This is a genomic window from Sphingomonas sp. SORGH_AS_0950, assembly GCF_030818415.1.
Lineage (GTDB): Bacteria > Pseudomonadota > Alphaproteobacteria > Sphingomonadales > Sphingomonadaceae > Sphingomonas.
Window position 1 is genome coordinate 171,082 of record NZ_JAUTAE010000001.1, and the last position, 25,993, is coordinate 197,074.

Below are 25,993 nucleotides of genomic sequence, written 5' to 3' on the forward strand. Positions count from 1 at the left end.
AGAAGCGCGGGCATGACCGACCTTCCCGTTTCCGTGCTGGAGCGCATCGCCGCCGCGCTCGAACGCCTGGCCCCCGCGCCCACCGCCTCCGCCGATCCGCTGGCGCATCCCGCCTATCTGTGGCGTGACGGCGTGCTTCGGCCGGTGCGCGGCTTCGCGCCGCTGCCGCTGGACTTGTTGCAGGGGCTGGACCGTCAGCGCGAGGCGCTGCTCACCAATCTGACCCGGCTGGCCGAGGGGCATGCGGCGCAGGACGTGCTGCTCTGGGGCGCGCGGGGCACGGGCAAGTCGGCGCTGGTGAAGGCCAGCGTCGCGGCGGTACAGGCGGCGCGGCCCGGTCGTCTGGCGCTGGTGTCGGTCGATACGCTCGACAGCCTGCCCACGCTGTTCGCGCTGCTGGAAGGGGTGGACCGGGCCTTTGCGCTGTTCATCGACGATCTGGGTTTCGACGAGGCGGGTGAGGCGCGCAAGCTGCGCTCGCTGCTCGACGGCGGGGCGGAGGCGCGGCCCGCGCATGTCCGCTTGCTGGTCACCGCCAATCGCCGCCACCTGCTGCCCCGCGACCTGAGCGAGCAGGACAGCGCGATCAATCCGCGCGACGTGGTGGACGACCAACTGGCGCTCGCCGACCGTTTCGGCCTGAGCCTGGGCTTCCACGCGCTCGATCAGGACGGCTATCTGGCGATCGTCCGCGCCTATACCGAGCGCCACGACCTGCCGTTCGACGGAGCCGAAGCGGTCCACTGGGCGACCCGGCGCGGCAGCCGTTCGGGGCGCGTCGCCTGGCAATATATCGTCGATCTGGCGGGACGGATGGAGCGGGTCCTGTAAGAGAAATTTCGTTTCGGTGAAAAAACCTCTTGCACCGATCCGAGCCGCTGGCTATTGGCGCGCCTCCAGCACGGATCGGCCTTCCCGAAAGGCTCTGAAAACCGATCCGTACTCTCTAGTCGGGGAGTAGCTCAGCCTGGTAGAGCACTGCCTTCGGGAGGCAGGGGCCGGAGGTTCGAATCCTCTCTCCCCGACCATTTCATCATCGCGAACATGACGTACCCCTTGCGGGGAAAACCCGACGCGTACGCCGTTTGCTGGTGCGATAGCGCCCTGCATCGCGATGATGGCGGGCATCCTTGTTCCGCTGCTCACCCCTCCCGGTTCCTTGCGGCGTTGGCATTCGCCATCCGCCCTCAAGAGCCGCAGGAACTGGCCCTGACGATCAGCTCATAGGGAAGCTCGATCGAGGATCGGGCGCTCTCCGGACCATCGCTGCGGTCTGCCAGCAGGCTCACGGCGGCCGCCGCCATGTCGCAATTGGGTTGTCGGATCGTTGTCAGCTGTGGCCAGGCCATGCGGGCCAGCTGGGCGTCATCGAACCCGACGATGGACAATTTCTGCGGGACGGCGATCTGCGCCCGCATCGCGGCCACCAGCACGCCCAGCGCCATCTCGTCGTTGCTCGCGAAGATCGCGTCGGGTGCGCGGGGGCCATGGAGCAGGGCCTCCGCCGCGACGATGCCGGACCGGAAGGTGAAGTCGCCTTGGACCACCAGCCGGTCGTCGGGCGGCATCCCCGCGGCGTTCATGGCATCGCGAAACCCAAGCCAGCGGCGATGGGTCGCGCTATGGGTCGGGTTGCCCTTGATGAAAGCGATGTCGCGGTGGCCCAGCGCGATCAGATGCTCCGCCATGGTGCGGGCCGCCGCGCGGTCGTCGATGCTGACATAGGGTGTCCGGTCGACATCATTGCCCGGCGCGATGCGGACCACGGGCACCGCATGCCGCTCGAAGATCGCGATCAGGTCGGCGCAGTCGCAAATGGGCGGGGTCAGGATCGCACCCCCCAGTTTCAGCCCGACCAGGCTGTCCTCCAGCCTCGCCTGCCAGTCGGAACGGTCGAGCGAGACGGTCTCGATGACCACATGGCGGCCGAGCGATCGCGCGCGTTCGAGCGCGCCGAGCAGGACGTCATTGGCATAGCTGCACGCCGGGTCGTCGAAGAACAGCCCGATGAGGAAGGAGCGGGTGCTCGACAGGCTGCGGGCGAATGTGTTGGGCCGGTAGTTCAATTCCGCCACGACGCGCGCGACGGCCTCGCGCACCGCCGGGCGGACATGCGCTTCGCCGTTGATGACGCGCGAGACGGTCTTGGGGGAAACGCCGGCCTGCCGGGCCACGTCCTTGATGGTAAGCGCCTTCATCGAAACATCCGGCCGGAAGACAAGGAGCGGCACGCCGGGGGCAAGCGTCCCATATGGCGTCATCTTATGCAATCGGATGCGGCCCGCAATCATGCCGTGCCCCAGGGGCAGTCTCGATAGGAGACGGGCGATCGATATCGTCGTCGCGAAAGCCGGAAAGCATCGGGACGCCGACGGCACGCCCCGCGAAACGCGCTGCTCCCGTCGCGAAGGGCAAGGGGGGTGTGGCGGCGGAACCACAGTCATCCGGTTGATTCACCGGGCGATCCCGGCGCCGGTCAATTTTGTTGACACCGATGTCATGCCGTATAGCGTGATATGGCAAAATAATACGCCGACGCGATCGGTGAAACGCGGTCCGTGAAGGTCGCAAAGGGAGAGGTGACATGAAGGGGAAGACGCTTGCGCGCATGCTCGTGCGCTCGACATCGGTTCTGGGGCTGACGGCGGGATTGCTGCTGGCCTCCCAGGGCCAGGCGCAGACGGCACCGGCCGATCCGCAACAAGGCACGCCCCAGGCCGATACCGGCAGCCAGACGCCTCCGCCGGGCGAGGCGAGCCCGACCAATCCCCAGCCCGAAACCAATTCGAGCGACATCGTCGTCACCGGCGTCCGCGCTTCGCTGGAGCGGTCGATCGCGATCAAGCGCGACTCCAACGGCGTCGTCGATGCGATCAGCGCGGAGGATATCGGCAAGTTCGCCAATACCAATCTGGCGGAATCGTTGCAGCGTATCACCGGCGTGTCGATCGATCGGCGCAACGGCGAAGGCTCGACCGTCACGGTGCGTGGTTTCGGCGCGCAATATAATCTCGTCACGCTCAACGGCCGCCAGCTGGCGACGTCCAATATCGTCGCGGTCGGCGGCGACCAGGGCGGCGACGGTGCGGGCGGCTTCGGGCGCTCGTTCGACTTCTCGAACCTCGCCTCGGAAGGGGTGAAGACGCTGGAGGTCTACAAGACGGGCCGCGCCGCGATCCCGTCGGGCGGCATCGGCGCAACGGTCAACGTGGTCAGCCGCCGTCCGCTCGACAATGCCGATACCGGGCTGGTCGGGTCGCTGGGCGTCAAGGGCAGCTATGACAACAGCTCGGCCGACTGCATCGACTGCGGCGCGCGCGTCACGCCCGAGGCGTCGGGCACGGTCAGCTGGTCCGACAGCGAGAAGCGCGTCGGCGTGTCGCTGTTCGGCAGCTACCAGAAGCGCAATTTCAGCTTTGCGAGCGTCGCGCCGGATAATTGGAATATCCGCTCGCTCAACGACTTCCTCAACCCGGCCAACGGCTTCGTCAACGGCGCGACCAAGATCAACAACCGCCCGACGGGCAATCCGCTGGTATCGGTGCCTAACGACTTCCGTTATCACTTCTCGGAGGCCAGCCGCGAGCGGATCAACGGCCAGGCGATCCTGCAATTCCGCCCGACCGATACGCTGACCTTCACCGCCGATGGTCTCTATGCCCAGCTGCGCCAGTCGGAACGCCGCTCGAGCCAGTCCAACTGGTTCAACCGGCCGTTCAGCGAAGTGACGTTCGATGACGCCAGCAACGGCGTCGCCACCACCCAGTTCCTGGCCGAGACGATCAACGGCGTGAAGGACGCGGCCTTCGAACAGGCATATCGCGCGCAGAAGAACCGGCTGTACGATGTCGGCGGCAACATCGAATGGAAGCCGAGCGATCGGTTCACCCTGTCGGTCGACGGCCATATCGGCGAGGCGCAGAGCCTGCCCGACAATCCCAACGGCCAGACCTCGACCACCGTCGCGATCAACGCGCCGGTCGTGACCGGCCACACGCTGCGCTGGACCGAGAACGGCTTCCCACAGCAGACGCTGGCGATCAACGACGGCACCCAGAGCACGACCCCGACCGGCCAGCCCTTCATCAAGGGCAATAACAACGGCGTGCTGGACGTCGGCGATCTGGCGAGCGCGGTGCAGCGCCAATTCGCCTCGAACCAGACGCAGCGGATTCGCGAGCTGCGTGCCGATGCCGCCTGGGACTTCACCGATCAGATCCGGCTCGACGCAGGTGTCGATTACCGCACCACGACGACCCGCCAGACCCAGTTCAACACGCGCCAGGTGCTGGGCGACTGGGGGAACTCGCTGCCGCCCGACATTGCGCGACTGGCACCGGGGCAGGTTTTCCAGTTCTGCAATACCTGCAAGTTCGAGCATAACAACCCGAACGCCGACCCGAACACCCAGATCGCCTTCCGCACCCAGGATGCGACCAAGCTCTACAACACGCTGTTCAACTATTATTCCGGCGTGACGAACGACGGCGTCGACCATCGCAACAATATCGATGCGAACAGCGACAATTCGGTGCGCGAGAATATCTGGTCGGGCTATCTCCAGGGGAGCTGGAACGGGCAGGTGTTCGGCCGCAACGCCCAGATCGTGGCCGGCCTGCGCTATGAGAATACCAAGGTGCACGCCGTGTCGTTGCAGCCGGTGCCGCTGGCGATCGTGTGGACCGCGGACAATGACTTCGTGCTCCAGAACAGCACCGATCGCCAGGCGATCACGGCGCGGGGGTCGTACAACAACTGGCTGCCCGCCGTGGACGCCAAGATCGAGGTGATGGACAATCTGTTCGCGCGCGCGTCCTACAGCAAGACGATCTCGCGGGCGCCCTACGGCAACCTCTTCGCCTCGACGGGCGTCGGCGCGCCGGGGCGGCCGACCGCGATCGGCGGCATTGCGACGGGTTCGGCCAACAATACCGGCCTGCTGCCGCTGTCGTCGGACAATATCGACGTGTCGGTCGAATGGTATCCGCGCAAGGACGTCTTCCTGTCGGCGGGCTTCTTCGACAAGCGGGTGCATAATTTCATCGGCAACACGGTGGTGAACCGCAACCTGTTCGGGCTGCGCGACGCGACCTCGGGGCAAGCGGGCACGCGCTCGGGCACGGCGCGCGAGCAGCTGACCAACACGTTCGGCGCCGACATCACCGACGTCAACCTGTTCACCTATACCGCCCTGCTGCAACAGAATGCGGGCAATGTGGCGGCGGCGAACGCGCAGTTCGCGGCCAATTACAACACGCAGAGCCGCGCGCTGAACCAGGGCTTCGTCGATTCGATCCTGAGCCAGGTCGACATCAGCCCCAATGCCAGCGACCCGTTGTTCAATTTCGCGGTCAACACGCCGATCAACAATCGCGACGCGCATATCTATGGCGTCGAGCTGGCGGGTCAGTATTTCCTGGGTGAGACCGGCTTCGGCATCGCGGCCAGCTATACGCTCGTCCGGGGCAATATCGGCATCGATATCGCGGCGGACCCCAGCGTGAACACCTTCGCGCTGGTCGGCCTGTCGGATACCGCCAATGCCACGCTGATCTACGACAAGAACGGCATATCGATGCGCCTGTCGTACAATTGGCGCGACAAGTTCCTGAGCGACATCAACCGTGGCGGCGACCGCAACCCGGTCTTCACCGCGCCCTATGGCCAGCTCGACCTGTCGATGAGCTTCGACCTGACGCCGCGCTTCGCGCTCGGCTTCGAGGCGATCAACCTGACCGAGGAAGGCGTGCAGACCTATGGTCGCGACCGCATGAACACCTGGTATCTGGCCGAAGGTTCGGCACGCTATCTGGTCGGCGCGCGGTATCGCTTCTGATTTTGGAAACCCGGAAGGCCGCTGTCCCCTCCGCGGTCTTCCGGGTACATGGGGCGATCATGGCCGCACCTGTCCTGCTCAACAATATCGACCATCGCGACCTTCGCGTCGCGATGGGGCATCATGCGCGCTTCGGCGACGCCATCAACCAGACCCGCGTCTTCCCTGCCGAGTTCGAGGAGCTTCAGCGCGAATACGCCATTTTGCTGCGCCGGGACGAGGCGGGTGCGCTATATGCGACTATCCTTTTGGGCCTGGACCCGGACGAGAACCTGTTCCTGAAGGGCGATCGCTGGGACGCCCGCTACATCCCCGCGACCCGTGCGCGCGGGCCCTTTTCGATCGGTCACGACCCCGCCGGTGAACCGATGATCTTCATCGATCCCGAGCATCCCCGACTGACCACGGACGGCATGCCCGTCTTTCGCGAACATGGCGGCAACGCGCCGCTGCTCGACCATGTCTCGGTCATGCTCCAACGCATTTACGAGGGCGTGCAGACCGAGCAGGCCATGTACGAGGCCTGGGCGGCGCTCGACCTGCTGACGCCCGCCGTGCTGCAACTCGATCTGGACGAGGGGCGGCGATACAAGGTCCCGGACTGTCTGACGATCGATAGCGCGCGGCTGGCGGCGCTGGAGGGCGGGGCGCTTGGCGAGCTTCATGCACAGGATTATCTGCGCCCGGCATTCTGGATCGTGTCCTCGCTGGGCAATCTGCGCCATCTGATCGATCGCAAGCTGGTCGGCGATGCGCATGGCTGATCGCCTGCCCGCCGCGCGTCACGCCCGCGAGATGACCGGCATGCGGCCCCCCGATCTCGCCGCGCTGGTTCAGCGGGACGAGCCGGTCATCCTGCGGGGCTATGCCGCCGACTGGCCGCTGGTCCGTGCGGGGCGGATTTCCGAGAGTGCGGCCGCCGACTATCTCCTTCGCTTCGATCGCGGACGGCCGGTGACGGGCTATGTTGGCGACGCGGCGATCCGGGGGCGTTTTCATTATGACGAGACGGCCACCGCACTGAACTTCAAGAGCCAGACGCTGCCGCTGCGCGATCTGCTGGCACGGTTGCTCGACGGGGCGGACGGGGAAGGGGATGCGCCCGCGCTCTATATGGGATCGACCGATCTCGACGCCTATCTGCCCGGCTTTCGCGACGAGAACGACCTCGTGCCGTCGGATGGCCTGTTCGCCCGCCATCCGCCGCTGGCCAGTATATGGATCGGCAATCGCACCATCGCCTCGGCGCATTACGACATGGCGAACAATGCGGCGATCTGCGCGGTCGGTCGGCGTCGCTTCACCCTGTTCCCGCCCGACCAGATCGCCAACCTCTATCCCGGGCCGCTGGCCCCGACGCCGGGGGGGCAGGTCGTCAGCATGGTCGACTTCGCCCGGCCCGACCTCGATCGCTATCCCCGCTTCGCCTCCGCTATGGCCGAGGCCGTGGTGGCGGAACTCGAACCCGGCGACCTGCTGGTCTATCCGGCGCTGTGGTGGCATCATGTCGAGGCGCTGGAGGCGTTCAACATCCTCGTCAATTACTGGTGGAACACCGCCCCCGCTTATCTGGACACGCCGATGGATACGGTGATGCACGCCATGCTGTCGCTGCGCGATCGGCCGGCGGCGGAAAAGCGGGCCTGGCGCGCGATCTTCGACCATTATGTCTTTGGCGATCCCGAAGCGGTCGTCGCGCATCTGCCCCCGGCGTCGCACGGTCCGCTCGCGCGGCTCGACGAGGCGATGGCGCGGCGGCTTCGCGCCTATCTTCTGCAAAGGTTGAACCGATGAGTGATCCCTGTCCGCCGACGCGGGTCGTCATCGCGGGGGGCGGGACCGCCGGGTGGCTGGCCGCCACCGCGCTCGTGCGGCAATTGGGGCCGCTCGTCCAAGTCGTCCTGGTCGAATCCGACGAGATCGGCACCGTCGGAGTGGGCGAGTCCACCATTCCCACCGCGCGCAGCTTCCATGGCTTTCTCGGCATCGACGAGGCGGCGTTCATGCGCGCCACCCAGGCGACCTTCAAGCTGGGCATCGGGTTCGAGAATTGGGGCCGGGTCGGCGACCGCTATTTCCACCCGTTCGGAACCGTGGGGCGATCCGTGGCGATCGCCGACTTCCAGCATTTCTGGCTGGAGGCGCGGCGTCACGGGTTCGGCGGCGCCTATACCGACTATTCGCTCGAGGCGCGGGCGGCGGCGGCGGGCCGGTTCGGCCGGGACGAGGCCGGGACCCTGGCCTATGCCTATCATCTCGATGCCACCGCCTATGCCCGCTTCCTGCGCGGTATCGCCGAACCCGCCGGGGTACGCCGGGTCGAGGGCCGCATCGCCAGCATCGAGCGCCACGGCGAGGGCGGGGACATCGCCGCGCTGCATCTGGTGTCGGGCGACCGGATCGAGGGGGACCTGTTCCTCGACTGCACCGGCTTTCGCGCGCTGCTGATCGAGGGTGCGCTGGAGACGGGTTTCGAGGACTGGAGCGAATGGCTGGCCTGCGACCGGGCGATCGCGGTCCAGACCGAGGCCGTCGCGGCTCCGGTCCCCTATACCCGCGCGATCGCGCACCGGGCGGGCTGGCGCTGGCGCATCCCGCTCCAGACGCGGGTGGGCAATGGCCTGGTCTATGCCTCGGCCCATATGAGTGAGGACGAGGCGACCGCCACCCTGATGGCGGGGATCGAGGGTATGCCGCTGTCCGAGCCGCGCGCCCTGCAATTCCGCGCCGGGATGCGTCGTCGGGCCTGGAGCCGCAACTGCGTGGCGCTGGGGCTTGCGGCGGGGTTCATCGAGCCGCTGGAGTCGACCAGCATCCATCTGGTCATGATCGCGGTCATGCGCCTGATCCAGGGTTTTCCCTTTCAGGGCCAGGACAGCGCGGCGCTGCGGACGCGGTTCAATGCCCAGTCGCGTCACGAATGGGAGCATATCCGCGACTTCATCATCCTGCATTATGCGCAGACAGAGCGGACGGACTCGCCATTCTGGCAGCGCTGCTCGACGATGCGCGTCCCCGAGACCCTCGCGGAACGGATCGCATTGTTCGCCGAAAGCGCGGGGGCGTGGCAGGGGCAGGATGATCTGTTCAGGATCGATTCCTGGGTTTCGGTGATGCTGGGGCAGGGGCTTGTCCCGAAAGCCCATCACCGCATTCCCGGAATGCTGAGCCGTCAGGCGCTGAAGGATTCGTTCGACGGACTGGACCAGCAGCTTTCACGGCAGTTGCAGTCGATCCCGGACCATCTTGCGTTTCTCAAGGGGTATTGCGAGGCGACGGCTTGATGGCATGTCGGGAATAAGGCGCGAGTTTCGCCCTGATCGTCCTCTGTCCGACCTGCCCTTTCCGAAGGGGGGCCTGTTGGAGGTCGCAGCCCCACCGACGGGATCGGCGGCGGTGCCGTTGACCCGGAATTGATCGACAGAGCCGACACAATGCTGAGTTGCGCAACGCACGTGGTGGGGCTTGCGGCCATGATCTCGCGGCGGTCGATTGTGACTATCCCAGATGCACGCAGCTGGCCTATCGGGCGATCCCAATATGGTAACCCTTCGACTTCGGGCCGATCCGCGATGAGGAATGGCAAGGACGCTTCCGGCCCGCAGGCGTCGGAGAGCGCCGGTCTTCCTGGCGAGGGACATTCGCCGCTGACGATGGTCCGGCCTGTCCCGGTGCGATGACCTGGCTTGAGTCCATCGCCTTCGTCCTCGGGGTCGCGAACGTCACGCTCGTCGTGCGGCGCAGCCTGTGGAACTATCCCGTCGCGCTGGTGATGGTATCGCTCTATGCGCTGCTGTTCTGGCGGGAGCGGCTGTACAGCGACGCCGCGCTGCAACTCTTCTTCTTCGTGCTCAACCTCTATGGCTGGATCGTCTGGCGGCGCAGCGTCGCGCAGGCGGGCGAGGTGAGGGTGGACACGCTGCCCTTGCGCGCGCGTGGCCTGTGGCTGGCGGGGATCGCGATCGCCTCGCTCGGTTGGGGGGCCGCGATGGCGCACTGGACCGATGCGGCGATGCCCTTCTGGGATGCGTCCAATGCCGTTGCCAGCGTCGCGGCGCAGATATTGCTGGCGCGGCGGCGGCTGGAGAACTGGATCCTCTGGATCGTCGTCGATCTCTCCTCCATCGCGCTCTATGCGGTGAAGGGGCTGACGCTGACCGCCATCCTCTATGTCATCTTTCTGGGGCTGAGCCTGTGGGGCTATCGCGAATGGCGGGGGCGGGCGTGACGAGCATCTGCCTGCATGGGCCCGAAAGCACCGGCAAGTCGACCGTCGGGCCGCGCCTGGCCCGGACATTGGGCGGATGCTATCTGGGCGAATATGGCCGCGACTATGCCGAGGCGCATGGCACCGACTTCACCATGGCCGATCTGGTGGCGATCGGGCAGGGGCATGATGCCCGGCTGGTCCGCGCGATGGCGGAGGGGCCATGGCCGGTGGTGACCGATACCGATCCGCTGATGACCGCCGTCTGGGCCGACATGTTGTTCGGCACGCGCGATCCCTGGTTCGCGACGTGGAACCGGCTGTCCGACGTCTATCTTCTCTTCGCCCCCGATTTGCCTTGGGTCGAGGACGGCACCCGCCTGTTCGGTACGCGCGCGGCGCGGCAACGCTTCTTCGACCTGTCGCGCGCGGAACTGGATCGGCACGGCGTGGCGTACCGGTTGATCGAGGGGCAGGGCGAAAGCCGCTATGCAAATTGCATCGCCGCGCTAGAGCACTTTGGCATCCGCCCGCATCTTTGCTAACGGCGTCATCGAATAGCTTTTCAGGAAACCATTCCCCCCGTGTCCACGCCGCTCGACAAGATCCGCAACTTTTCCATCATCGCGCATATCGACCATGGCAAGTCGACGCTCGCCGATCGCCTGATCCAGTTCACCGGCGGCCTGACCGACCGCGAGATGAGCGAACAGGTTCTCGACAATATGGAGATCGAGAAGGAACGCGGCATCACCATCAAGGCGCAGACCGTGCGCCTGGCGTACAAGGCGCAGGACGGCGAGACCTATACGCTGAACCTGATGGACACGCCGGGCCATGTCGACTTCGCCTATGAGGTCAGCCGGTCGCTGGCGGCGTGCGAAGGCGCGCTGCTGGTCGTCGACGCCGCCCAGGGTGTCGAGGCGCAGACGCTGGCCAATGTCTATCAGTCGATCGAGCATGACCATGAGATCGTGCCCGTCATCAACAAGATCGACCTGCCCGCCGCCGAACCCGAAAAGGTCCGCGCGGAGATCGAGGATGTGATCGGTATCGACGCCTCGGGTGCGGTGCTGGCCAGCGCCAAGTCGGGCATCGGCATCGGCGACATCCTGGAAGCGATCGTCAAGAACATTCCCGCGCCCAAGGGTGACGCGGCCGCACCGCTGAAGGCGATGCTGGTCGACAGCTGGTACGACCCCTATCTGGGCGTCGTCATCCTGGTCCGCGTGATGGAAGGCACGCTGAAAAAGGGTCAGCAGATCAAGTTCATGCAGGCGGGCACCACCCACCTGATCGACCGCGTCGGCTGTTTCCGCCCCAAGATCGAGCAGCTGACCGAGCTGGGCGTCGGCGAGATCGGCTTCATCACCGCGCAGATCAAGGACGTGGCGCAGGCGCGCGTCGGCGACACGCTGACCGACGCCAAGAAGCCGACCGAGCAGGCGCTGCCGGGCTTCAAGGAAGTCCAGCCGGTGGTGTTCTGCGGCCTGTTCCCGGTCGACGCCAACGATTTCGAGAAGCTGCGCGAGTCGATCAGCAAGCTGCGGCTGAACGACGCCTCGTTCAGCTTCGAGATGGAGACGTCGGCGGCGCTGGGCTTCGGCTTCCGCTGCGGCTTCCTGGGTCTGCTGCATCTGGAGATCATCCAGGAGCGGCTGACCCGCGAATACGACCTCGACCTGATCACCACCGCGCCGTCGGTGGTCTATCAGATCGAACTGACGCACGACGGCGGGCAGATCGACCTGCACAACCCGGCCGACATGCCCGATCCCAACAAGATCGAGTCGATCAGCGAGCCGTGGATCGAGGCGACCATCTATGTCCCCGACGAATATCTGGGCTCGATCCTGAAGCTGTGCCAGGACCGGCGCGGCATCCAGAAGAACCTGACCTATGTCGGCGGGCGCGCGCAGGCGACCTATGAACTGCCGCTCAACGAAGTCGTGTTCGATTTCTATGACCGGCTGAAGTCGCTGTCCAAGGGCTATGCCAGCTTCGACTATCACCAGATCGGCTATCGCGAGGGCGACCTCGTGAAGATGTCGATCTTGGTCAATGAAGAGCCGGTCGACGCGCTGTCGATGATCGTCCACCGCGGCACCGCCGAAACGCGCGGACGCGGCATGTGCGAGCGGCTGAAGGAACTGATCCCACGCCACCTGTTCAAGATCCCGATCCAAGCGGCGATCGGCGGCAAGGTGATCGCGCGCGAGACGATCAGCGCGATGCGCAAGGACGTGACCGCCAAATGCTATGGCGGCGACGCGACGCGTAAGCGCAAGTTGCTGGAAAAGCAGAAAAAGGGTAAGGCGAAGATGCGCGAATACGGCTCGGTCAGCATCCCGCAGGAAGCCTTTATCGCGGCGCTGCGCATGGGCGACGAGGCGTAAGATCCGGAAAGCCGCCCCGAATTGGATCGGGGCGGCTCAACGGTATTCAAAGGAAGAACACGCTGGCCAGTTCGTCTTCGGCCTCATGGGCCCAGCGGATGAAGCGAAAGGCAAAAAAGCCGAACACACCCAGCGCAGCACTGGCCCAGATATAGTCGGCGTCGCGGGCGACACTCACGAAAATGGCATAGCCCAGATACGCCGAGAGGGCGAAGGCGCAGACCGTCCGCACCCATGCGGATCGGAGCGATTGCGTGACGGCGAACCATAAAATGGTCAGCGTGGCGCCGATCAGCAATAGGACGAAGACCGGATGGACATCCTGTTCGCGCAGGTGGGGCCAAATCAGCGCGCAGGTCTTGAACAGCGTCAGGCAGACAAATCCGGTGATACCCAGCGTCGGCAGAAAACCAATTTCATGAAGAAAGGCCCGCCCGGTTTCCCGGACGGGCCTTTCGCTGTTCAGCGGGATCGGATCAGAACGCGATCTTGATCGTGCCGCGATAGGACTGGTTCTCGACATCCCGGCGCTCGAAGGTCGTGTCGGCGCCCAGCGACAGCTGGACCCGACCCGCGACATAGGACACGCCCATGCTCGCCTCGCCCCAGTTCTTGTCCTGGCCCGGCAGCGCGAACAGCGCGGAGGGGCCGATGCCGCCTGCGAAATTCGCCCCGAACACGCCCGGTCGATCCTGGAAGTCATGGACATAATAGGCCGAGGCATAGGGACGGAACGGCCCGTCCGAACTGAGCATCAGCCCGGCACGCCCCTGCACGCTGTTATAATCCTGGCGATCATAACGCAGGGCAGGCCCGCCGCCCGTCTCGGCCGTGGGGGTGAAGCCCAGATGGCTGACCCGCGCGGCGATGCGCGGGCCGATCTTCAGGCCGCCAAAACTATAGGTCTTGGCCAGCCCGACCTCGCTCGACAGCGCAAGGGCATTGTCGCGCGACCGCAGGTCATAGGCGACCCCCGCCAGCGAGACGTTGCGCTGCGTCCGCGCCTGGAACACGCCCGCGCTGAACTGGCTGTCCAGCGAGACGCCGCCCAGCTCGGTCTTGCCGTACAGCGTGCCCTGATACAGGTCGCCACGCGCATATTGCCCGAACGAGGTGTTGCCGGTCGTCTTGGTGTAGGAGAAGCCGAAGCCGATGATGCTCGCCTCGTCCACTTCGGTCTCGATGCCGGTCGCGACATAGAAGCCGTCGAACCGGTCGCGGATGTTCGCGCTGGTCGTCTGCGGCAAAGCGCGGGACCAGCCGTCGAGATAGCCGCCCGCCAGGAACACCGCGACATTTTCGGGCAGGACATTCTCGCGCATCGAAACGCCGCCGCTGTCGCTCGCCATCTGCGGCTGGGTGCCCGCAAGATTGCTCATCGCAAGGCTGGCGACCTGCACCGGCTGGCCGACCATGGTCAGCGTGCCGCCCAGACCCTCGCGCGGGGACAGGGTGGCGAGATGCTCGCGGTAGAAGCGCGCGGTGTTGTCGAGCGCCATCGTGCCCTGCGCGCGCTTCAGCGCCTCGGTCGAGGGGGCGAGCCCCTCCAGCGAGGTGCGGATCGACGCGGCCGAGGCCAGGTCGAGCGTGCCGTACAGGCTCGACAGATTGGCCTGGTTGCTGCGATTCTGGTCGAGCAGCCGGGCATAGGCGGTCTGGTACGGCGTGGCGTTGACGACATTGGCATAGGAGCCCGCGACGATCCGCGCGGTGATCGCATTGGCCGAATAGCTGAGCGTCGGCGTCAGGATGGCGCTCAGCGCGGCGGGGCTGTTGAACTGACCGCTGATCCCGTTGGTGGCTGTGGCGATGGTATAGACGTCGCCCGCGCGGATCACCTGCCCGCTGACCGGTGCGAAGCCGACCGATCCGCCCACGTTCAGCTGCCCGCCGCTGCCATTGTTGGCGACGACGGCGATCTTGTCAGACGTGCCGCCCGGCCCGACATCGATCAGCAACTGCGTGCCCGAGGCCAGGATGACGTTGCCGCCGAAGGTCAGCGTGCCGATCGTGCCGGTGGTGCCCGGCGCGATCATGCCCGACACGCTGGTGAAGAAGCGGCTGTTGATCCGCCCCGTGCCCTGAAGCCCGCCCGCGAGCATCAGATAGTCGCCGCCCGCATTGATCGTGCCGCTATTGGCGACCATGCCCGCCAGATGGTTGAACTCGGCCACCGTGGACAGGGTGCCGCCGCTCGCCACGGTCAGCCGCGCCTCCGATCCGTTCAGCGTGAAGCGATCGACCGTCGCCGAGGAGCTCAACGTCGTATTGCCCGCCGCCGACAGGGTGACGTCGTAATAGCGCGCGGCGACCGTGCGGCTGGGGTCGACATTGTTCGGCACGAAGTTGGTCGCGCCCGGCAGGCCGTTGGCGATGGTCGCGGCCGGAAGCGCCGCCGCCGTCGCGCTGCCCGAGGCCTGGGCTTCGTCGGTGGCGGTGCGGCTGGCCTCGGTCAGGATGGCCTTGCCCGCCGCATTGGCCTCGCCCGTGCCGGTCTGTCCGGTGCCGTCGCCATCCTGCCGCGTGACCGCGCCGGTCTTGACATTATAGCATTCGACGCCGTCACAAATGTCGCCGAACTTGTTGGTCGGGTCGTTCGCGAGGCCGAGGCCGGGCGAGGTGGGAACGCCATTCGTCAGCTGGCCGTTCTGGATGATCTGATAGGCCGGGTCGGTCGTCGTCACCCAGTGCGTGCCATCCTCCCAGGCGCCGTCGCCGGCCTTGGCGGTAGCATAGCGATAGGGGTTATTGGCGGCGATATAGTCCCAGAAGAGGTAGAGCGGTTGGTAGAAGGACGAGGTGCCGTAGCTGGACGAAGCCTGCGCGTTATAGAAGCGGCTGCCGCCCGACAGCACGCCGATCACGACCTGCCGCGCAAAGGTGCGATCGAGGATCAGCGGGCCGCCCGAATCGCCGCCCGCCGTTGTGCCCTCATTGGGCAGCGCCTTGTCGCGGAACAGGTTGAAGTCGAACCGGCTGGCCGAGGACGTGCCGCGACGGGGATCGTCGAAGTCGATCTGATAGAGATTCTGCGGCAGGTTCGCGCCCTGGCCGAACAGCCACAGGTTGCGGTCGTCGAGCGAGCCCAGCATGCCGATATAGTTTTCCGCGACGCGACGGCGGAAATCGATGCCGTTGGTGTCGCCCTGGTTGCCGACGCCGCTGCGGCCATAGCCGGTGACGGTCACGTGATAGCCAGTGCCGCTGTCATTGCTGATGGACGTGGGGGCGGGCAGGGCGGAGAACAGCAGCGCCCAGGTCGGGATGCCGGTCGCGGGCGTATCGAGCGTGGCGAGTGCCACATCGCCTTCCAGGAAGCCGGTCCGCTGCGACGCGGGATTCCAGCTGACCTGGTTGACATTGTAGAGCGCGTTGGCGGCCTTGGTCTTGAACTGGTCGGGATTGGCGCGACCGCCCAGCGTGTCGAGCAGCCATTCGCGCACGCCGGTCAGATTGTCGGTCTTGAACCCGAACGAGATCGGCGTACCGCCGCGCGCCGTGCCATAATCGGCGGCGGCGCGGGTGTTGACGCAGTGCGCGGCGAAGATAACGGTGCGCGGGTTGATCAGCGTGCCGGTGCACAGGCTGAGGCTGCCGCCACCTGCGGAGACGAACATCTGTCCGACCCCGTTGACGCCCCCGGCATTGTCGATCGCGCTGGTCGTGGTGCCCGGCTGGGAGATCACGATCTGCGGCTCGTCGGTGACGCGCAGGCCGGGTACGGCTTCGATCACGTTGGCGGCGCTGGCATAGTCCTGCGCGATCTGCGGGCGCGGTGTCTCGGTCGCGGCTTGCGCCTGTGCGGCGGCGGGCAGCGCCAGCAGCGCGCTCGAAGTCATCAGCGCGCGGCGAAGCCGGTCTGTGGCGGGCAGAGTGAGTCCCTGCATCATCATTATCATTCCCCTGTAGTCCGGCGTCGTCCTTACGCCGCTCCGATAACGGAGTTATTCGGGAAGATGGCGCGATACAATGACAAATGTCTGAAATTCAGACATTTTGTAGTCAAGGTCGACGCGTAATTGCCGCGCCAACATAACCAAGGAAAGAACATGTCGAGCCGACGAAAGAAGCTGCTTCTGGTAGCGTGCAAAGTCTTGCCGTTCATTGCGTCACTGGGCGCGGTGCCCGCTGCGGCTCAGGAACGCGCGCCGTTGATACTGGCGGCCGCCAGTCTTCAGGAGTCGATGACCGCCGCCGCCGATGCCTGGGCCAGGCGCGGGCATGTCCGTCCTGTCATCTCCTTCGCCGCCTCCTCGGCGTTGGCGCGGCAGGTTCAGGCGGGGGGCAAGGCCGACCTGTTCGCCTCCGCCGACGAGGAATGGATGGACGTGCTGGAACGCGGTGGCCTGCTCGCCGCGCGGACCCGGAGCGCCTTTCTGGGCAATCGGCTGGTGGTGATCGCCCCGGCCGGGCAGGGCGGTCATGTGACGACGCGTACGCTCGGCCGGACGCTGTCGGCCGGGCCGCTCGCCATGGCGGACACCGACAGCGTGCCTGCGGGCAAATATGGCAAGGCCGCGCTGGAGCGGCTAGGAGCCTGGTCCATGGTGGCCCCGCATGTCGTCCGTGCCGAGAATGTCCGTGCCGCGCTGGCGCTCGTGGAGCGTGGCGCGGCCCCCTATGGCATCGTCTATGCCACCGATGCCAGGGCGGCACCGCGCGTCCGGGTGGCGGGGATGTTCCCGGCGGCCAGCCATCCGCCCATCACCTATCCGCTCGCACGGCTGAAATCCTCGACCAACCGGCAGGCCGAGGGGTTCCGGCGCTTCCTGCTGTCGGCCGAGGGCAAGGCGATCTTCCGACGCTACGGCTTTTCGACGCGATGACGGCATGATGCTGTCGGCCGAGGAATGGGGGATCGTCCGGCTGTCGCTGCTGGTCGGGGGATCGGCGATGCTGGTCACGGTGCCGGTCGCCTTCGTCATCGCCTGGGCGCTGGCGCGGGGGCGGTTTCCGGGGCGGGTGCTGCTCGACGGGATCGTGCACCTGCCGCTGGTGGTGCCGCCGGTGGTGACGGGCTGGGTGCTGCTTCTGGCCTTCGGCCCCGCCGGGCCGATCGGGTCGCGGCTGGCGGCGTGGTTCGGGGTGAGCGTGCTGTTCCGCTGGACCGGCGCGGCGATCGCGGCGGGGGTGATGGCCCTGCCGCTGGTGGTGCGTGCCATCCGCCTGTCGATCGAGGCGGTCGATCCCCGGCTGGAGCAGGCCGCGCGGACGCTGGGGGCGGGGCGGTGGCGGGTCTTCGCGACCATCACCCTGCCGCTGTGCGCGCCGGGCGTGCTGGCAGGGCTGGTGCTGGGCTTTGCGCGCTCGATCGGCGAGTTCGGCGCCACCATCACCTTCGTCTCCAACGTGCCGGGCGAGACCGCGACGCTGCCGCTCGCCATCTACTCCGCGCTGCAACGGCCCGATGGCGAGGCGATGGTGTGGCGGCTGGCGGGGGTGTCGGTCGCGCTGTCGCTGGTGGCATTGATCGCGTCCGAATGGCTGGCGCGGCGGATGGGCCGGGGGCTGCATGTCCTTTGATATCGACGTCTCGGTCCGGCGCGGGGAGAGCGTCATCGCGGCGCGCTTTGCCACCGGGCCGGGCGCGACCGTGTTGTTCGGGCCATCGGGGGTCGGCAAGACCAGCATCCTGCAGATGGTGGCCGGGCTGGTGCGGCCCGAAAGCGGCCATGTCCGCGTCGATGGCGAGACATTGTTCGACGGCGCGGCGCGGATCGACGTGCCGCCCGAGCGGCGGCGGATCGGCTATGTCTTTCAGGAGCCCCGGCTGTTCCCGCACATGCGGGTGGCGGCCAATCTGCGCTATGGCATGCGGCAGGCGGGCGGCGACCGGGACGGGGTGGTCGCGATGCTGGGCATCGGCCATCTGCTCGACCGCTGGCCGCGCACCCTGTCGGGCGGCGAGGCGCGGCGCGTGGCGATCGGGCGCGCGCTGCTCAGCGGGCCGCGCGTCCTGCTGCTCGACGAACCGCTCTCCTCGCTCGACCGGGGGCGGCGGGGCGAGATACTGGATGCGCTGGTGGCGGTGCGGGACACCACCGGCATCCCGATCCTGATGGTGACGCACGACCCGGACGAGGCCGAGCGCATCGCCACCGCCATCGTCCGGCTATAGCGTCCGCGTCAGAACAGGGTGGTCAGCACCACGCCGCCGACGATCGCGATGCCCGCCAGGATCTGACGCAGTTTCAGCGTCTCCCGGAACAGGCGATGTCCGGCCATGGCGGCGATCGGCGCTTCGATGATGCCCAGCGCGCGGACCGGGGCCGCCGGGGACAAGGCCAGTGCGACGAACCATCCCGCCGAGGCGCAGGCCCCGCACAGCCCCGCGCCCAGCGAGGGCCGCCAGCGGCGCAGCACCTCCGCCAGCACCGCCGGATCGCGCCACGCCAGATAGAGGCCGAGCGCGACCGTCTGCATCGCCTGCACCACAGCGACGCACACCAGCGCGGCGAAGATCGGATGCACCGGGTCGAGCGCCAGCGCAGCATGGCGAAAGGCGTTGAGCGAGAAGCCGAAGAACAGCCCCGAGGCCAGGCCCAGCGCCGCTCCGATCAGCGACCCGCGCCGCTGGTCGGGCGCGGGCCAGGACAAGGCGACCAGCCCGGCGGTCGTGATCGCGACCCCGGCCCAGGCGACGCCGCTGATCCGGTCATGATAGACGATCAGGCCGAGCAGCGCGGCGAGCGGCAAGGAGCTTTGCTGGAGCGCGGTGCCCACCGCGAACCCGGCGCGGTCCATGGCGGCGAGCAGCGCGGCGGTCGCCAGCACCTGCGACGCGGCCCCGACCGTGGCCGACAGCCAGAAGGCGCCGCCCCAATGCAGGTCGACGCCCGGCATCACGCTGTGCGCCACCACGACGAACAGCAACGAGAAGGGCAACCCGAACAGGAAACGCACCAGCGTCGCGCCCCAGGGCCCCGAGGAGGACATGACGCCGCGTTGCAGCGCGTTGCGGCCGACCTGGAAGACCGAGGCGGCGATGGTGGCGGGGATCCAGAGCAGGTTGGCCATGAAGTGCTCCTACGCGGTCATGTTGCGACTGCGAAGGGGTTTGTCGGCCCGGCCCGCGCGGAACGCGGGCGGGGGCGGTGTCGTTGATGGGCATCATGATGGTTATCGGATGCCTGTCGCTGATCATCCTGCCGCTGCTCGGCTTCGTGATCGGCGGCTATTATGGTGGTGTCGCCATCGGCATCTGGGCGGCACTGGCGGGCCTCGGCCTGGCGATCCTGGCCTGCGTTATCCCGGTCGTGGCGCTGATCAAGGCGCGGCCGTCGCGGTGAGGATCACCTGACCGGAATGCCAAAAGGGCGGCCCGTTGCCGGACCGCCCCTTCGTGCCGTGGCAAGTCCCCGGATGGCATGGGCCATCCAGGGCAAGTCGCCATTAGCGCTTCGAGAACTGGAAGCTGCGACGCGCCTTCGCGCGGCCATACTTCTTACGCTCGACGGCGCGGCTGTCGCGGGTCAGGAAGCCAGCGGCCTTGACCGGAGCGCGCAGAACCGGCTCGTACTTGGTCAGCGCCTGGCTGATGCCGTGCTTGACCGCACCGGCCTGGCCCGACAGACCACCGCCCTTGACGGTGCAGACGACGTCATACTGACCTTCGCGCTCGGTGATGCCGAACACCTGGTTGATGACGAGACGCAGCGTCGGACGCGCGAAATAGACTTCCTGGTCACGACCGTTGATCGTGATCTTGCCCGAACCCGGCTTCAGCCAGACGCGAGCGACGGCGTCCTTACGACGGCCGGTCGCATAGGCGCGGCCGAACTTGTCCAGTTCCTGCTGACGCAGCGGGGTGGTGTTGACGCGCTCGACGGGCGCGGCGGGGGCTTCACCGGTGACGGCGGCGGGCTGCGCCGAAGCGGCGGCGGCCTGCTGGTTCAGCGTGGCGCCGAGATCGGCGAGCGACTGGCGGTTGTCGGACATTATGCGCCCACCTTGTTCTTGCGGTTCATGCTCGCGATGTCGAGCACCTCGGGGTTCTGCGCGGCGTGCGGATGCTCGGTGCCGGCGAAGATGCGCAGGTTGCGCATCTGCTGGCGGCCCAGCGGACCACGGGGGATCATGCGCTCGACGGCCTTTTCCAGGACGCGCTCGGGGAAGCGGCCTTCCAGGACCTTGGCGGCGGTGATGCCCTTGATACCACCGGCGTAACCGGTGTGCTTGTAATACACCTTCTGGCCCAGCTTGTTGCCGGTGAAGCGCACCTTGTCCGCGTTGATGACGATGACATTGTCACCGCAATCGACGTGCGGGGTGAACGACGGCTTGTGCTTGCCGCGCAGGATGTTCGCGATGATGGTGGCGGCGCGGCCGACAACCAGGCCGTCGGCGTCGACGATATGCCACTTCTTCTCCACCTCGTGCGGCTTGGCCGCCTTGGTGGTCTTCATGAGCGCCTTCATGGGCGTGAGACCTTTCGGTTTGAAATGCAACACGCCGCCCTTTGTCTCGGGCGGCGCGGACGAGTGGCCAATGCTGGAGGTGCCCCAAAAAGTCAAGCAAAGCGCGGCTTTGCTGACGGGTATTATAATACCTTGAGGGCGTCGGGGTGGCTGCCCAGCCGGTGCGCGGCGGCGGTCGCGGCGATCAGCAGCAGCGCGGCATTGGCCTGATGCGCCACCGCGATGTCGATCTGGACACCCGACAGCAGCGTGGCGATGCCCAGCCCGATCTGGACGACGACCAGCACGATCACCAGCCAGCCTGCGCGAAGGGCGCCGGCACGGATCGCGCGCGCCGCCATCAGCACGAGCATCGCCGCCGCCGCAAAGGCGAACCAGCGATGGATGAACTGGACGACGACCGGATTGTCGAAGGCGTTGGCGATGGCGGGCGTCATCATCGGCGTGCCCGCGGGGAACCAGGCATCGCCCATCAGCGGCCAGCTGGAAAAGGCATAGCCCGCATCCAGGCCGGCGGTCAGCGCGCCGAACATCAGCTGCACGAACAGCAGGACGAGCGCGCCCGCGCCCAGCGCCGTCAGTCGCGCCGGAGCCGCCAGCCGGTTGCGATGGAGGGCCGCCAGATCGAGCGCGGTCCAGACGATCCCCGCCAGGATGAACAATGCGGTCAGCAGATGGACGGTCAACCGGATATGGCTGACATCGGTCCGCTCGACCAGGCCCGACGCGACCATCCACCATCCGATCGCGCCCTGCAGCCCGCCCAGCGCCAGCAGCGCGACTAGGCGCGGCTTGTACCCGGCCGGGATCGCCTTCCTCGCCCAGAACCAGATCAGCGGCAGGGCAAAGGCCATGCCGATCACCCGACCCAGCACGCGGTGCAGATATTCCCAGAAGAAGATCGCCTTGAACCCGGCCAGCGTCATGTCGCGGTTGAAGGTCCAATATTCGGGGATGCGCTTGTAATTGGCGAACTCCGCCTGCCACTGCGCGTCGGTCAGCGGGGGGACGATGCCGGTGATCGGCTTCCATTCGGTGATCGACAGCCCGCTATTGGTCAGGCGGGTGATGCCGCCCACGATCACCATCGTCACGATCAGCCCCGCCACGGCGAACAGCCAGCGGGCAATGGCGCGGGGGCGGGCGGTGATCATGAAGGCGGGGCTCGGCTGCAGCATGATGCCATCATAGGAAGCGGCGGCGGCGGCGGATAGTGGACCGAATGCCCTGTTCGCGAAAGGATGCGCGCACCGGCATGACGGCGGACCTTGCTCCCCGTGTCGCCACCACCTAAATCAACGCCATGGCGCATGCGCATCAACATCAGGAACCCGAAGGCGCCGATCTGGCCGTCGCCGCGAAAGCCACGCTGGAACGCGCGGGCGAACAATGGACGTCGATGCGCGCCAGCGTGTTCGAGGCACTGGCCGGGTTCGAAAAGCCCGCCAGCGCCTATGACATCGCCGATGCCATGTCGAAGGCGCAGGGGCGGCGGGTCGCCGCGAACAGCGTCTATCGCATCCTCGACCTGTTCGTCGGCGCCAATCTCGCCCGCCGGGTGGAAAGCGCCAACGCCTATGTCGCCAATGCGCATCCCGACTGCCTGCACGACTGCATCTTCCTGGTGTGCGACAAATGCGGGCAGACGATGCATATCGACGACGATCACCTGACCGGCGCGGTGCGCGATGCGGCGCGCGGCGCGGGGTTCCGCCCCGAGCGTCCGGTGATCGAGGTGCGCGGTCGCTGCGCGGACTGCGCCAAGGACTGATCCGGCCCGCTGCTCAGCGCAGCATCAGCCAGCCCAGCCCGGTCAGCAGCGCCAGCGCGTAGAGCCCGCCCTGCGTGCGCATCAGATAGGCCGCCCCCAGCACCCCCGCCGCCGCCAGCGCGCAGGTGGTGGCCGGGCGCGTGCCGATCCGCTCCAGGATCAGGACCCCGCCGACCAGATTGGCACCCGCATGGACGGCGATCCACAGATAGGACGGAAGCACGCCGATCGACCCCAGCAGCGGCATCTTGATGGTGGCATAGCCGCGCATCGTCGTGGGAAACAGGTCGGCCGCCAGGTGGAATCCGATCCCGAAACCCAGCCCCGCCGCCACCGGCCATGTCCGGGGATCGAGCATCGCGATATAGAGCGGCAGCACGCTGTGCACCACCGCGCTGCGATGCTGGAGCCGCAACGGGCTGTCGAGATCGGGAAAGGTCGTGCCCGATGCCGTCGCCAGCGCGACCGTCGCGACCATGATCCAGGGCCCGCCTCCCCCGGCGAACGCCAGGATTACCGCCAGGAGAAGAAACAGGGAGGCTGCCATCCGCAGCGGCTACCCATTTGTACCCCTTTTGTCCAGCGCGTCGAATCGGCTGCGACTCGGCGGATTACAGCCATTTTTCCATGCGGATCAGCGGCACCGTGACCCCCTCGACCGGTGCGGACCGGACGGGCGCGATCACCGCATAGCCGCAGGCGCGGTAGAGCGGTTCGCCGGCCAGCGTCGCCATCATCTCCACCGAGCGGAAGCCCGCCGCCCGCGCGGCCTCCTCGCACCGCGCCAGGATCGCCCGACCCAGGCCCCGACGAACGAAATCGGGATCGGTGTACATCGCGCGGATACGCGCGGGCTGGGTCGCCGGATCGAGCAGCGCGGCGTCGCGCAGGCCCAGGCTGTGGTCGCCGCCATAAAGCGTCGCGCGGCGGCTCCATCCGCCACATCCCGCCAGCCGCCCCTCGCATTCGGCCAGCAGATAGGTGCCGTCGGCGACCAATTGCGTGTCGAGTCCCATGACCGAGCGGCTGGCGCGGATTTCGGCCGGGGAAAGAAATCCGTGCTGAAGCGTTGCGATGGCGCGGTCCATCAGGACCGCAATGGGTTCGAGGTCCTTGGGTTCGGCCCAGCGAAAGGTAAACATGTCCCGTTTCTGGCGCGATGACCGCAGACGTCAATCAAGATCCGGCCGACGGATGCAATCGACACCACCGATTTGCTGCGATAAGCCGGTGTGATGGCAGATATTCCTCAGACCCCGTTGCTTGACACGGTCCACACTCCCGACGATCTGCGTCGACTGGCTCCCGAACAGTTGCGACAACTCGCCGACGAGCTGCGAACCGAGACGATTTCGGCGGTGGGCACGACCGGCGGGCATCTCGGCTCGGGGCTGGGCGTGGTCGAGCTGACGGTCGCGCTCCATTATGTGTTCGATACGCCCGCCGACCGGCTGGTGTGGGACGTCGGGCACCAATGCTATCCGCACAAGATCCTGACCGGGCGGCGAGAGCGTATCCGCACCATCCGCCAGGGTGGTGGCCTGTCGGGTTTCACCAAGCGGACCGAGAGCGAATATGATCCGTTCGGCGCGGCGCACAGCTCGACCTCGATCTCGGCGGCGCTGGGCTTTGCGGTGGCGAACAAGCTGGCGGGAACGCCGGGCAAGGGCATCGCGGTGATCGGCGACGGCGCGATGTCGGCGGGCATGGCCTATGAGGCGATGAACAATGCCGAGCAGGCGGGCAATCGCCTGATCGTCATCCTGAACGACAACGACATGTCGATCGCGCCGCCCGTCGGCGGCCTGTCGGCTTATCTGTCGCGCATGGTGTCGAGCCGCGAGTTCCTGGGCGTGCGTGACGTGCTCAAGAAGCTCGCCAAGCGTTTCCCGCGTCCCATCCAGAAGGCGGCGCGCAAGACCGACGAATTCGCGCGCGGCATGACCATGGGCGGCACGCTGTTCGAGGAGCTGGGCTTCTACTATGTCGGCCCGATCGACGGTCATAATCTCGACCACCTGATCCCGGTGCTGGAGAATGTCCGCGACGCCGAGGAAGGCCCGATCCTGATCCATGTCGTCACCAAGAAGGGCAAGGGCTATGCCCCGGCCGAGGCGGCGGCGGACAAATATCACGGCGTCCAGAAGTTCGACGTCATCACCGGCGCCCAGGCCAAGGCGCCGCCGGGACCGCCCGCCTATCAGAACGTCTTCGGCGAGGCGCTGGCCCGCGAGGCGGCGACCGATCCGACCATCTGCGCGATCACCGCGGCCATGCCGTCAGGCACCGGGCTGGACAAGTTCGCCGTTACCTATCCCGACCGCTTCTTCGATGTCGGCATCGCCGAACAGCATGCGGTGACCTTCGCGGCGGGACTGGCGGCGCAGGGGATGCGGCCCTTCTGCGCCATCTATTCGACCTTCCTCCAGCGCGCCTATGACCAGGTGGTCCATGACGTCGCGATCCAGAACCTGCCGGTCCGCTTCGCGATCGACCGGGCCGGACTGGTCGGGGCGGACGGGGCGACCCATGCGGGGTCGTTCGACGTCACCTATCTCGCCAGCCTGCCCAACATGGTCGTGATGGCCGCCGCCGACGAGGCGGAGCTGGTCCATATGGTCCATACCTGCGTCCATCACGACAGCGGCCCGATCGCGGTCCGCTATCCGCGCGGCAATGGCGTCGGCGTGGCGCTGCCCGAGACGCCCGAACGGCTGGAAATCGGCAAGGGCCGCGTGGTGCGCGAGGGCAAGAAGGTCGCGATCCTGTCGCTCGGCACCCGTTTGGCCGAGGCGCTGCGCGCCGCCGACACGCTGGAGGCCAAGGGGCTGTCGACCTCGGTCGCCGACCTGCGCTTCGCCAAGCCGCTCGACGAGGCGCTGATCCGCCGGATGCTGACCACGCATGAGGTGGCGGTGACGATCGAGGAGAATGCGATCGGTGGCTTGGGCGCGCATGTCCTGACCATGGCATCGGACGAGGGGCTGATCGACGGCGGTCTGAAGCTGCGCACCATGCGCCTGCCCGATATCTTCCAGGATCAGGACAAGCCCGAGGTGCAATATGCGCAGGCCGGGCTCGACGCCGATGCGATCGTCGAGACGGTGCTGAAGGCGCTGCGCCACAACAGCACCCATGTCACCGAAGGCGCGCGGGCGTGATCCGGGGATGGACCGCCGTCATCGTCTTCACGACGCTGGCGGTGGTCATGATGGTGGGCGTGAATGTCCGCATGTGGCGTCGGATGAAAGCCGCCACGGCGGCGGCGAAGGCGGATGCCGAGCGGGAAGGCGATACGGTTGATCGGGGCGAACCCGCTTCGACCTGACCCGGACCTCCGTTCGGTTCGATCCAAGTCCAGGGCCG

At 66.8% G+C, this 25,993-nt stretch carries 24 protein-coding genes and 1 tRNA gene; 16 read left to right on the forward strand and 9 right to left on the reverse strand.

Annotated features, from left to right (window positions below; all coding sequences use genetic code 11):
• Positions 1-12: 12 nt before the first annotated feature.
• A complete protein-coding gene (locus tag QE385_RS00690) occupies positions 13-831 on the forward strand; it encodes an ATP-binding protein (protein ID WP_307098071.1) in 819 nt (272 codons plus the stop codon).
• Between the two features lie 120 nt (positions 832-951).
• Positions 952-1,028 (forward strand) — tRNA-Pro (locus QE385_RS00695).
• Between the two features lie 159 nt (positions 1,029-1,187).
• Here QE385_RS00695 and QE385_RS00700 read toward each other — a convergent pair.
• A complete protein-coding gene (locus QE385_RS00700) occupies positions 1,188-2,198 on the reverse strand; it encodes a LacI family DNA-binding transcriptional regulator (protein WP_307098073.1) in 1,011 nt (336 codons plus the stop codon).
• A gap of 386 nt (positions 2,199-2,584) precedes the next feature.
• Between QE385_RS00700 and QE385_RS00705 the strand changes: the two genes are divergently transcribed.
• The 7 genes from QE385_RS00705 (at position 2,585) to lepA (ending at position 12,439) form a co-directional block, all read left to right on the forward strand.
• Positions 2,585-5,836: a TonB-dependent receptor gene (locus QE385_RS00705; protein ID WP_307098075.1), complete on the forward strand. Its 3,252-nt coding sequence runs from the start codon at positions 2,585-2,587 to the stop codon at positions 5,834-5,836.
• Between the two features lie 59 nt (positions 5,837-5,895).
• Entirely contained in the window at positions 5,896-6,600 is a 705-nt protein-coding gene (locus QE385_RS00710; RefSeq protein ID WP_307098077.1) for a SapC family protein, read from the forward strand.
• Positions 6,593-7,630, forward strand: a complete 1,038-nt coding sequence (locus tag QE385_RS00715) for a cupin-like domain-containing protein (RefSeq protein ID WP_307098078.1) — start codon at positions 6,593-6,595, stop codon at positions 7,628-7,630. The genes QE385_RS00710 and QE385_RS00715 overlap by 8 nt, the downstream gene beginning before the upstream one ends.
• Positions 7,627-9,120, forward strand: a complete 1,494-nt coding sequence (locus QE385_RS00720; protein ID WP_307098079.1) for a tryptophan halogenase family protein — start codon at positions 7,627-7,629, stop codon at positions 9,118-9,120. The genes QE385_RS00715 and QE385_RS00720 overlap by 4 nt, the downstream gene beginning before the upstream one ends.
• Positions 9,121-9,512: 392 nt before the next feature.
• Positions 9,513-10,064, forward strand: coding sequence for a nicotinamide riboside transporter PnuC (gene pnuC / locus QE385_RS00725; RefSeq protein ID WP_307098081.1), 552 nt, complete (start codon positions 9,513-9,515; stop codon positions 10,062-10,064).
• Positions 10,061-10,588, forward strand: a complete 528-nt coding sequence (locus QE385_RS00730) for an AAA family ATPase (protein WP_307098083.1) — start codon at positions 10,061-10,063, stop codon at positions 10,586-10,588. The genes pnuC and QE385_RS00730 overlap by 4 nt, the downstream gene beginning before the upstream one ends.
• 39 nt (positions 10,589-10,627) lie before the next feature.
• Positions 10,628-12,439, forward strand: coding sequence for a translation elongation factor 4 (gene lepA, locus QE385_RS00735; RefSeq protein WP_307098085.1), 1,812 nt, complete (start codon positions 10,628-10,630; stop codon positions 12,437-12,439).
• Between the two features lie 46 nt (positions 12,440-12,485).
• On the opposite strand, the gene QE385_RS00740 is transcribed toward lepA, so the two are convergent.
• A complete protein-coding gene (locus QE385_RS00740; protein WP_307098087.1) occupies positions 12,486-12,962 on the reverse strand; it encodes a hypothetical protein in 477 nt (158 codons plus the stop codon).
• Positions 12,916-16,326 (reverse strand): autotransporter domain-containing protein, encoded by a 3,411-nt coding sequence (locus QE385_RS00745; protein ID WP_307098089.1) that lies wholly within the window; start codon positions 16,324-16,326, stop codon positions 12,916-12,918. The genes QE385_RS00740 and QE385_RS00745 overlap by 47 nt, the downstream gene beginning before the upstream one ends.
• Positions 16,327-16,488: 162 nt before the next feature.
• Between QE385_RS00745 and modA the strand changes: the two genes are divergently transcribed.
• Genes modA through QE385_RS00760 form a run of 3 tightly spaced genes read left to right on the forward strand, consistent with a single transcriptional unit; the run spans position 16,489 to position 18,557 of the window.
• Entirely contained in the window at positions 16,489-17,265 is a 777-nt protein-coding gene (gene modA, locus QE385_RS00750) for a molybdate ABC transporter substrate-binding protein (RefSeq protein ID WP_307098091.1), read from the forward strand.
• A 7-nt stretch (positions 17,266-17,272) separates the two neighbouring features.
• Complete coding sequence (modB, locus tag QE385_RS00755) at positions 17,273-17,962, forward strand: molybdate ABC transporter permease subunit (protein WP_307104498.1); 690 nt, start codon at positions 17,273-17,275, stop codon at positions 17,960-17,962.
• The gene (locus QE385_RS00760; protein ID WP_307098093.1) at positions 17,952-18,557 is read left to right on the forward strand and encodes an ATP-binding cassette domain-containing protein; all 606 of its coding nucleotides are present in this window, start codon (positions 17,952-17,954) and stop codon (positions 18,555-18,557) included. Before modB ends, QE385_RS00760 begins: the two co-directional genes overlap by 11 nt.
• An 8-nt stretch (positions 18,558-18,565) precedes the next feature.
• Here QE385_RS00760 and QE385_RS00765 read toward each other — a convergent pair whose 3' ends face one another.
• A complete protein-coding gene (locus tag QE385_RS00765; protein WP_307098095.1) occupies positions 18,566-19,456 on the reverse strand; it encodes a DMT family transporter in 891 nt (296 codons plus the stop codon).
• 98 nt (positions 19,457-19,554) lie between these two features.
• Between QE385_RS00765 and QE385_RS00770 the strand changes: the two genes are divergently transcribed.
• Positions 19,555-19,728: a hypothetical protein gene (locus QE385_RS00770; RefSeq protein ID WP_307098097.1), complete on the forward strand. Its 174-nt coding sequence runs from the start codon at positions 19,555-19,557 to the stop codon at positions 19,726-19,728.
• Between the two features lie 103 nt (positions 19,729-19,831).
• Here the strand turns inward: QE385_RS00770 and rpsI are convergent, their stop codons facing one another.
• From rpsI to QE385_RS00785, 3 genes are all read right to left on the reverse strand, one after another.
• The gene (gene rpsI, locus QE385_RS00775) at positions 19,832-20,377 is read right to left on the reverse strand and encodes a 30S ribosomal protein S9 (protein ID WP_307098100.1); all 546 of its coding nucleotides are present in this window, start codon (positions 20,375-20,377) and stop codon (positions 19,832-19,834) included.
• The gene (gene rplM / locus QE385_RS00780; RefSeq protein ID WP_037568175.1) at positions 20,377-20,856 is read right to left on the reverse strand and encodes a 50S ribosomal protein L13; all 480 of its coding nucleotides are present in this window, start codon (positions 20,854-20,856) and stop codon (positions 20,377-20,379) included. The genes rpsI and rplM overlap by 1 nt, the downstream gene beginning before the upstream one ends.
• A 122-nt stretch (positions 20,857-20,978) precedes the next feature.
• Positions 20,979-22,034: a COX15/CtaA family protein gene (locus tag QE385_RS00785; protein WP_307098102.1), complete on the reverse strand. Its 1,056-nt coding sequence runs from the start codon at positions 22,032-22,034 to the stop codon at positions 20,979-20,981.
• Between the two features lie 125 nt (positions 22,035-22,159).
• Here QE385_RS00785 and QE385_RS00790 point away from each other — a divergent pair, with 125 nt between their 5' ends.
• On the forward strand, positions 22,160-22,627 hold the full coding sequence (locus QE385_RS00790) for a Fur family transcriptional regulator (RefSeq protein WP_307098104.1): 468 nt from the start codon (positions 22,160-22,162) through the stop codon (positions 22,625-22,627).
• Positions 22,628-22,640: 13 nt separating this feature from the next.
• On the opposite strand, the gene QE385_RS00795 is transcribed toward QE385_RS00790, so the two are convergent.
• Both QE385_RS00795 and QE385_RS00800 read right to left on the reverse strand, forming a co-directional pair.
• The gene (locus tag QE385_RS00795) at positions 22,641-23,174 is read right to left on the reverse strand and encodes a hypothetical protein (protein ID WP_307098106.1); all 534 of its coding nucleotides are present in this window, start codon (positions 23,172-23,174) and stop codon (positions 22,641-22,643) included.
• Positions 23,175-23,238: 64 nt separating this feature from the next.
• A complete protein-coding gene (locus QE385_RS00800; protein ID WP_307098108.1) occupies positions 23,239-23,769 on the reverse strand; it encodes a GNAT family N-acetyltransferase in 531 nt (176 codons plus the stop codon).
• A 93-nt stretch (positions 23,770-23,862) separates the two neighbouring features.
• Here QE385_RS00800 and dxs point away from each other — a divergent pair, with 93 nt between their 5' ends.
• On the forward strand, positions 23,863-25,788 hold the full coding sequence (gene dxs / locus QE385_RS00805) for a 1-deoxy-D-xylulose-5-phosphate synthase (RefSeq protein ID WP_307098110.1): 1,926 nt from the start codon (positions 23,863-23,865) through the stop codon (positions 25,786-25,788).
• The gene (locus QE385_RS00810) at positions 25,785-25,955 is read left to right on the forward strand and encodes a hypothetical protein (RefSeq protein ID WP_307098113.1); all 171 of its coding nucleotides are present in this window, start codon (positions 25,785-25,787) and stop codon (positions 25,953-25,955) included. The genes dxs and QE385_RS00810 overlap by 4 nt, the downstream gene beginning before the upstream one ends.
• Positions 25,956-25,993 lie beyond the last annotated feature (38 nt).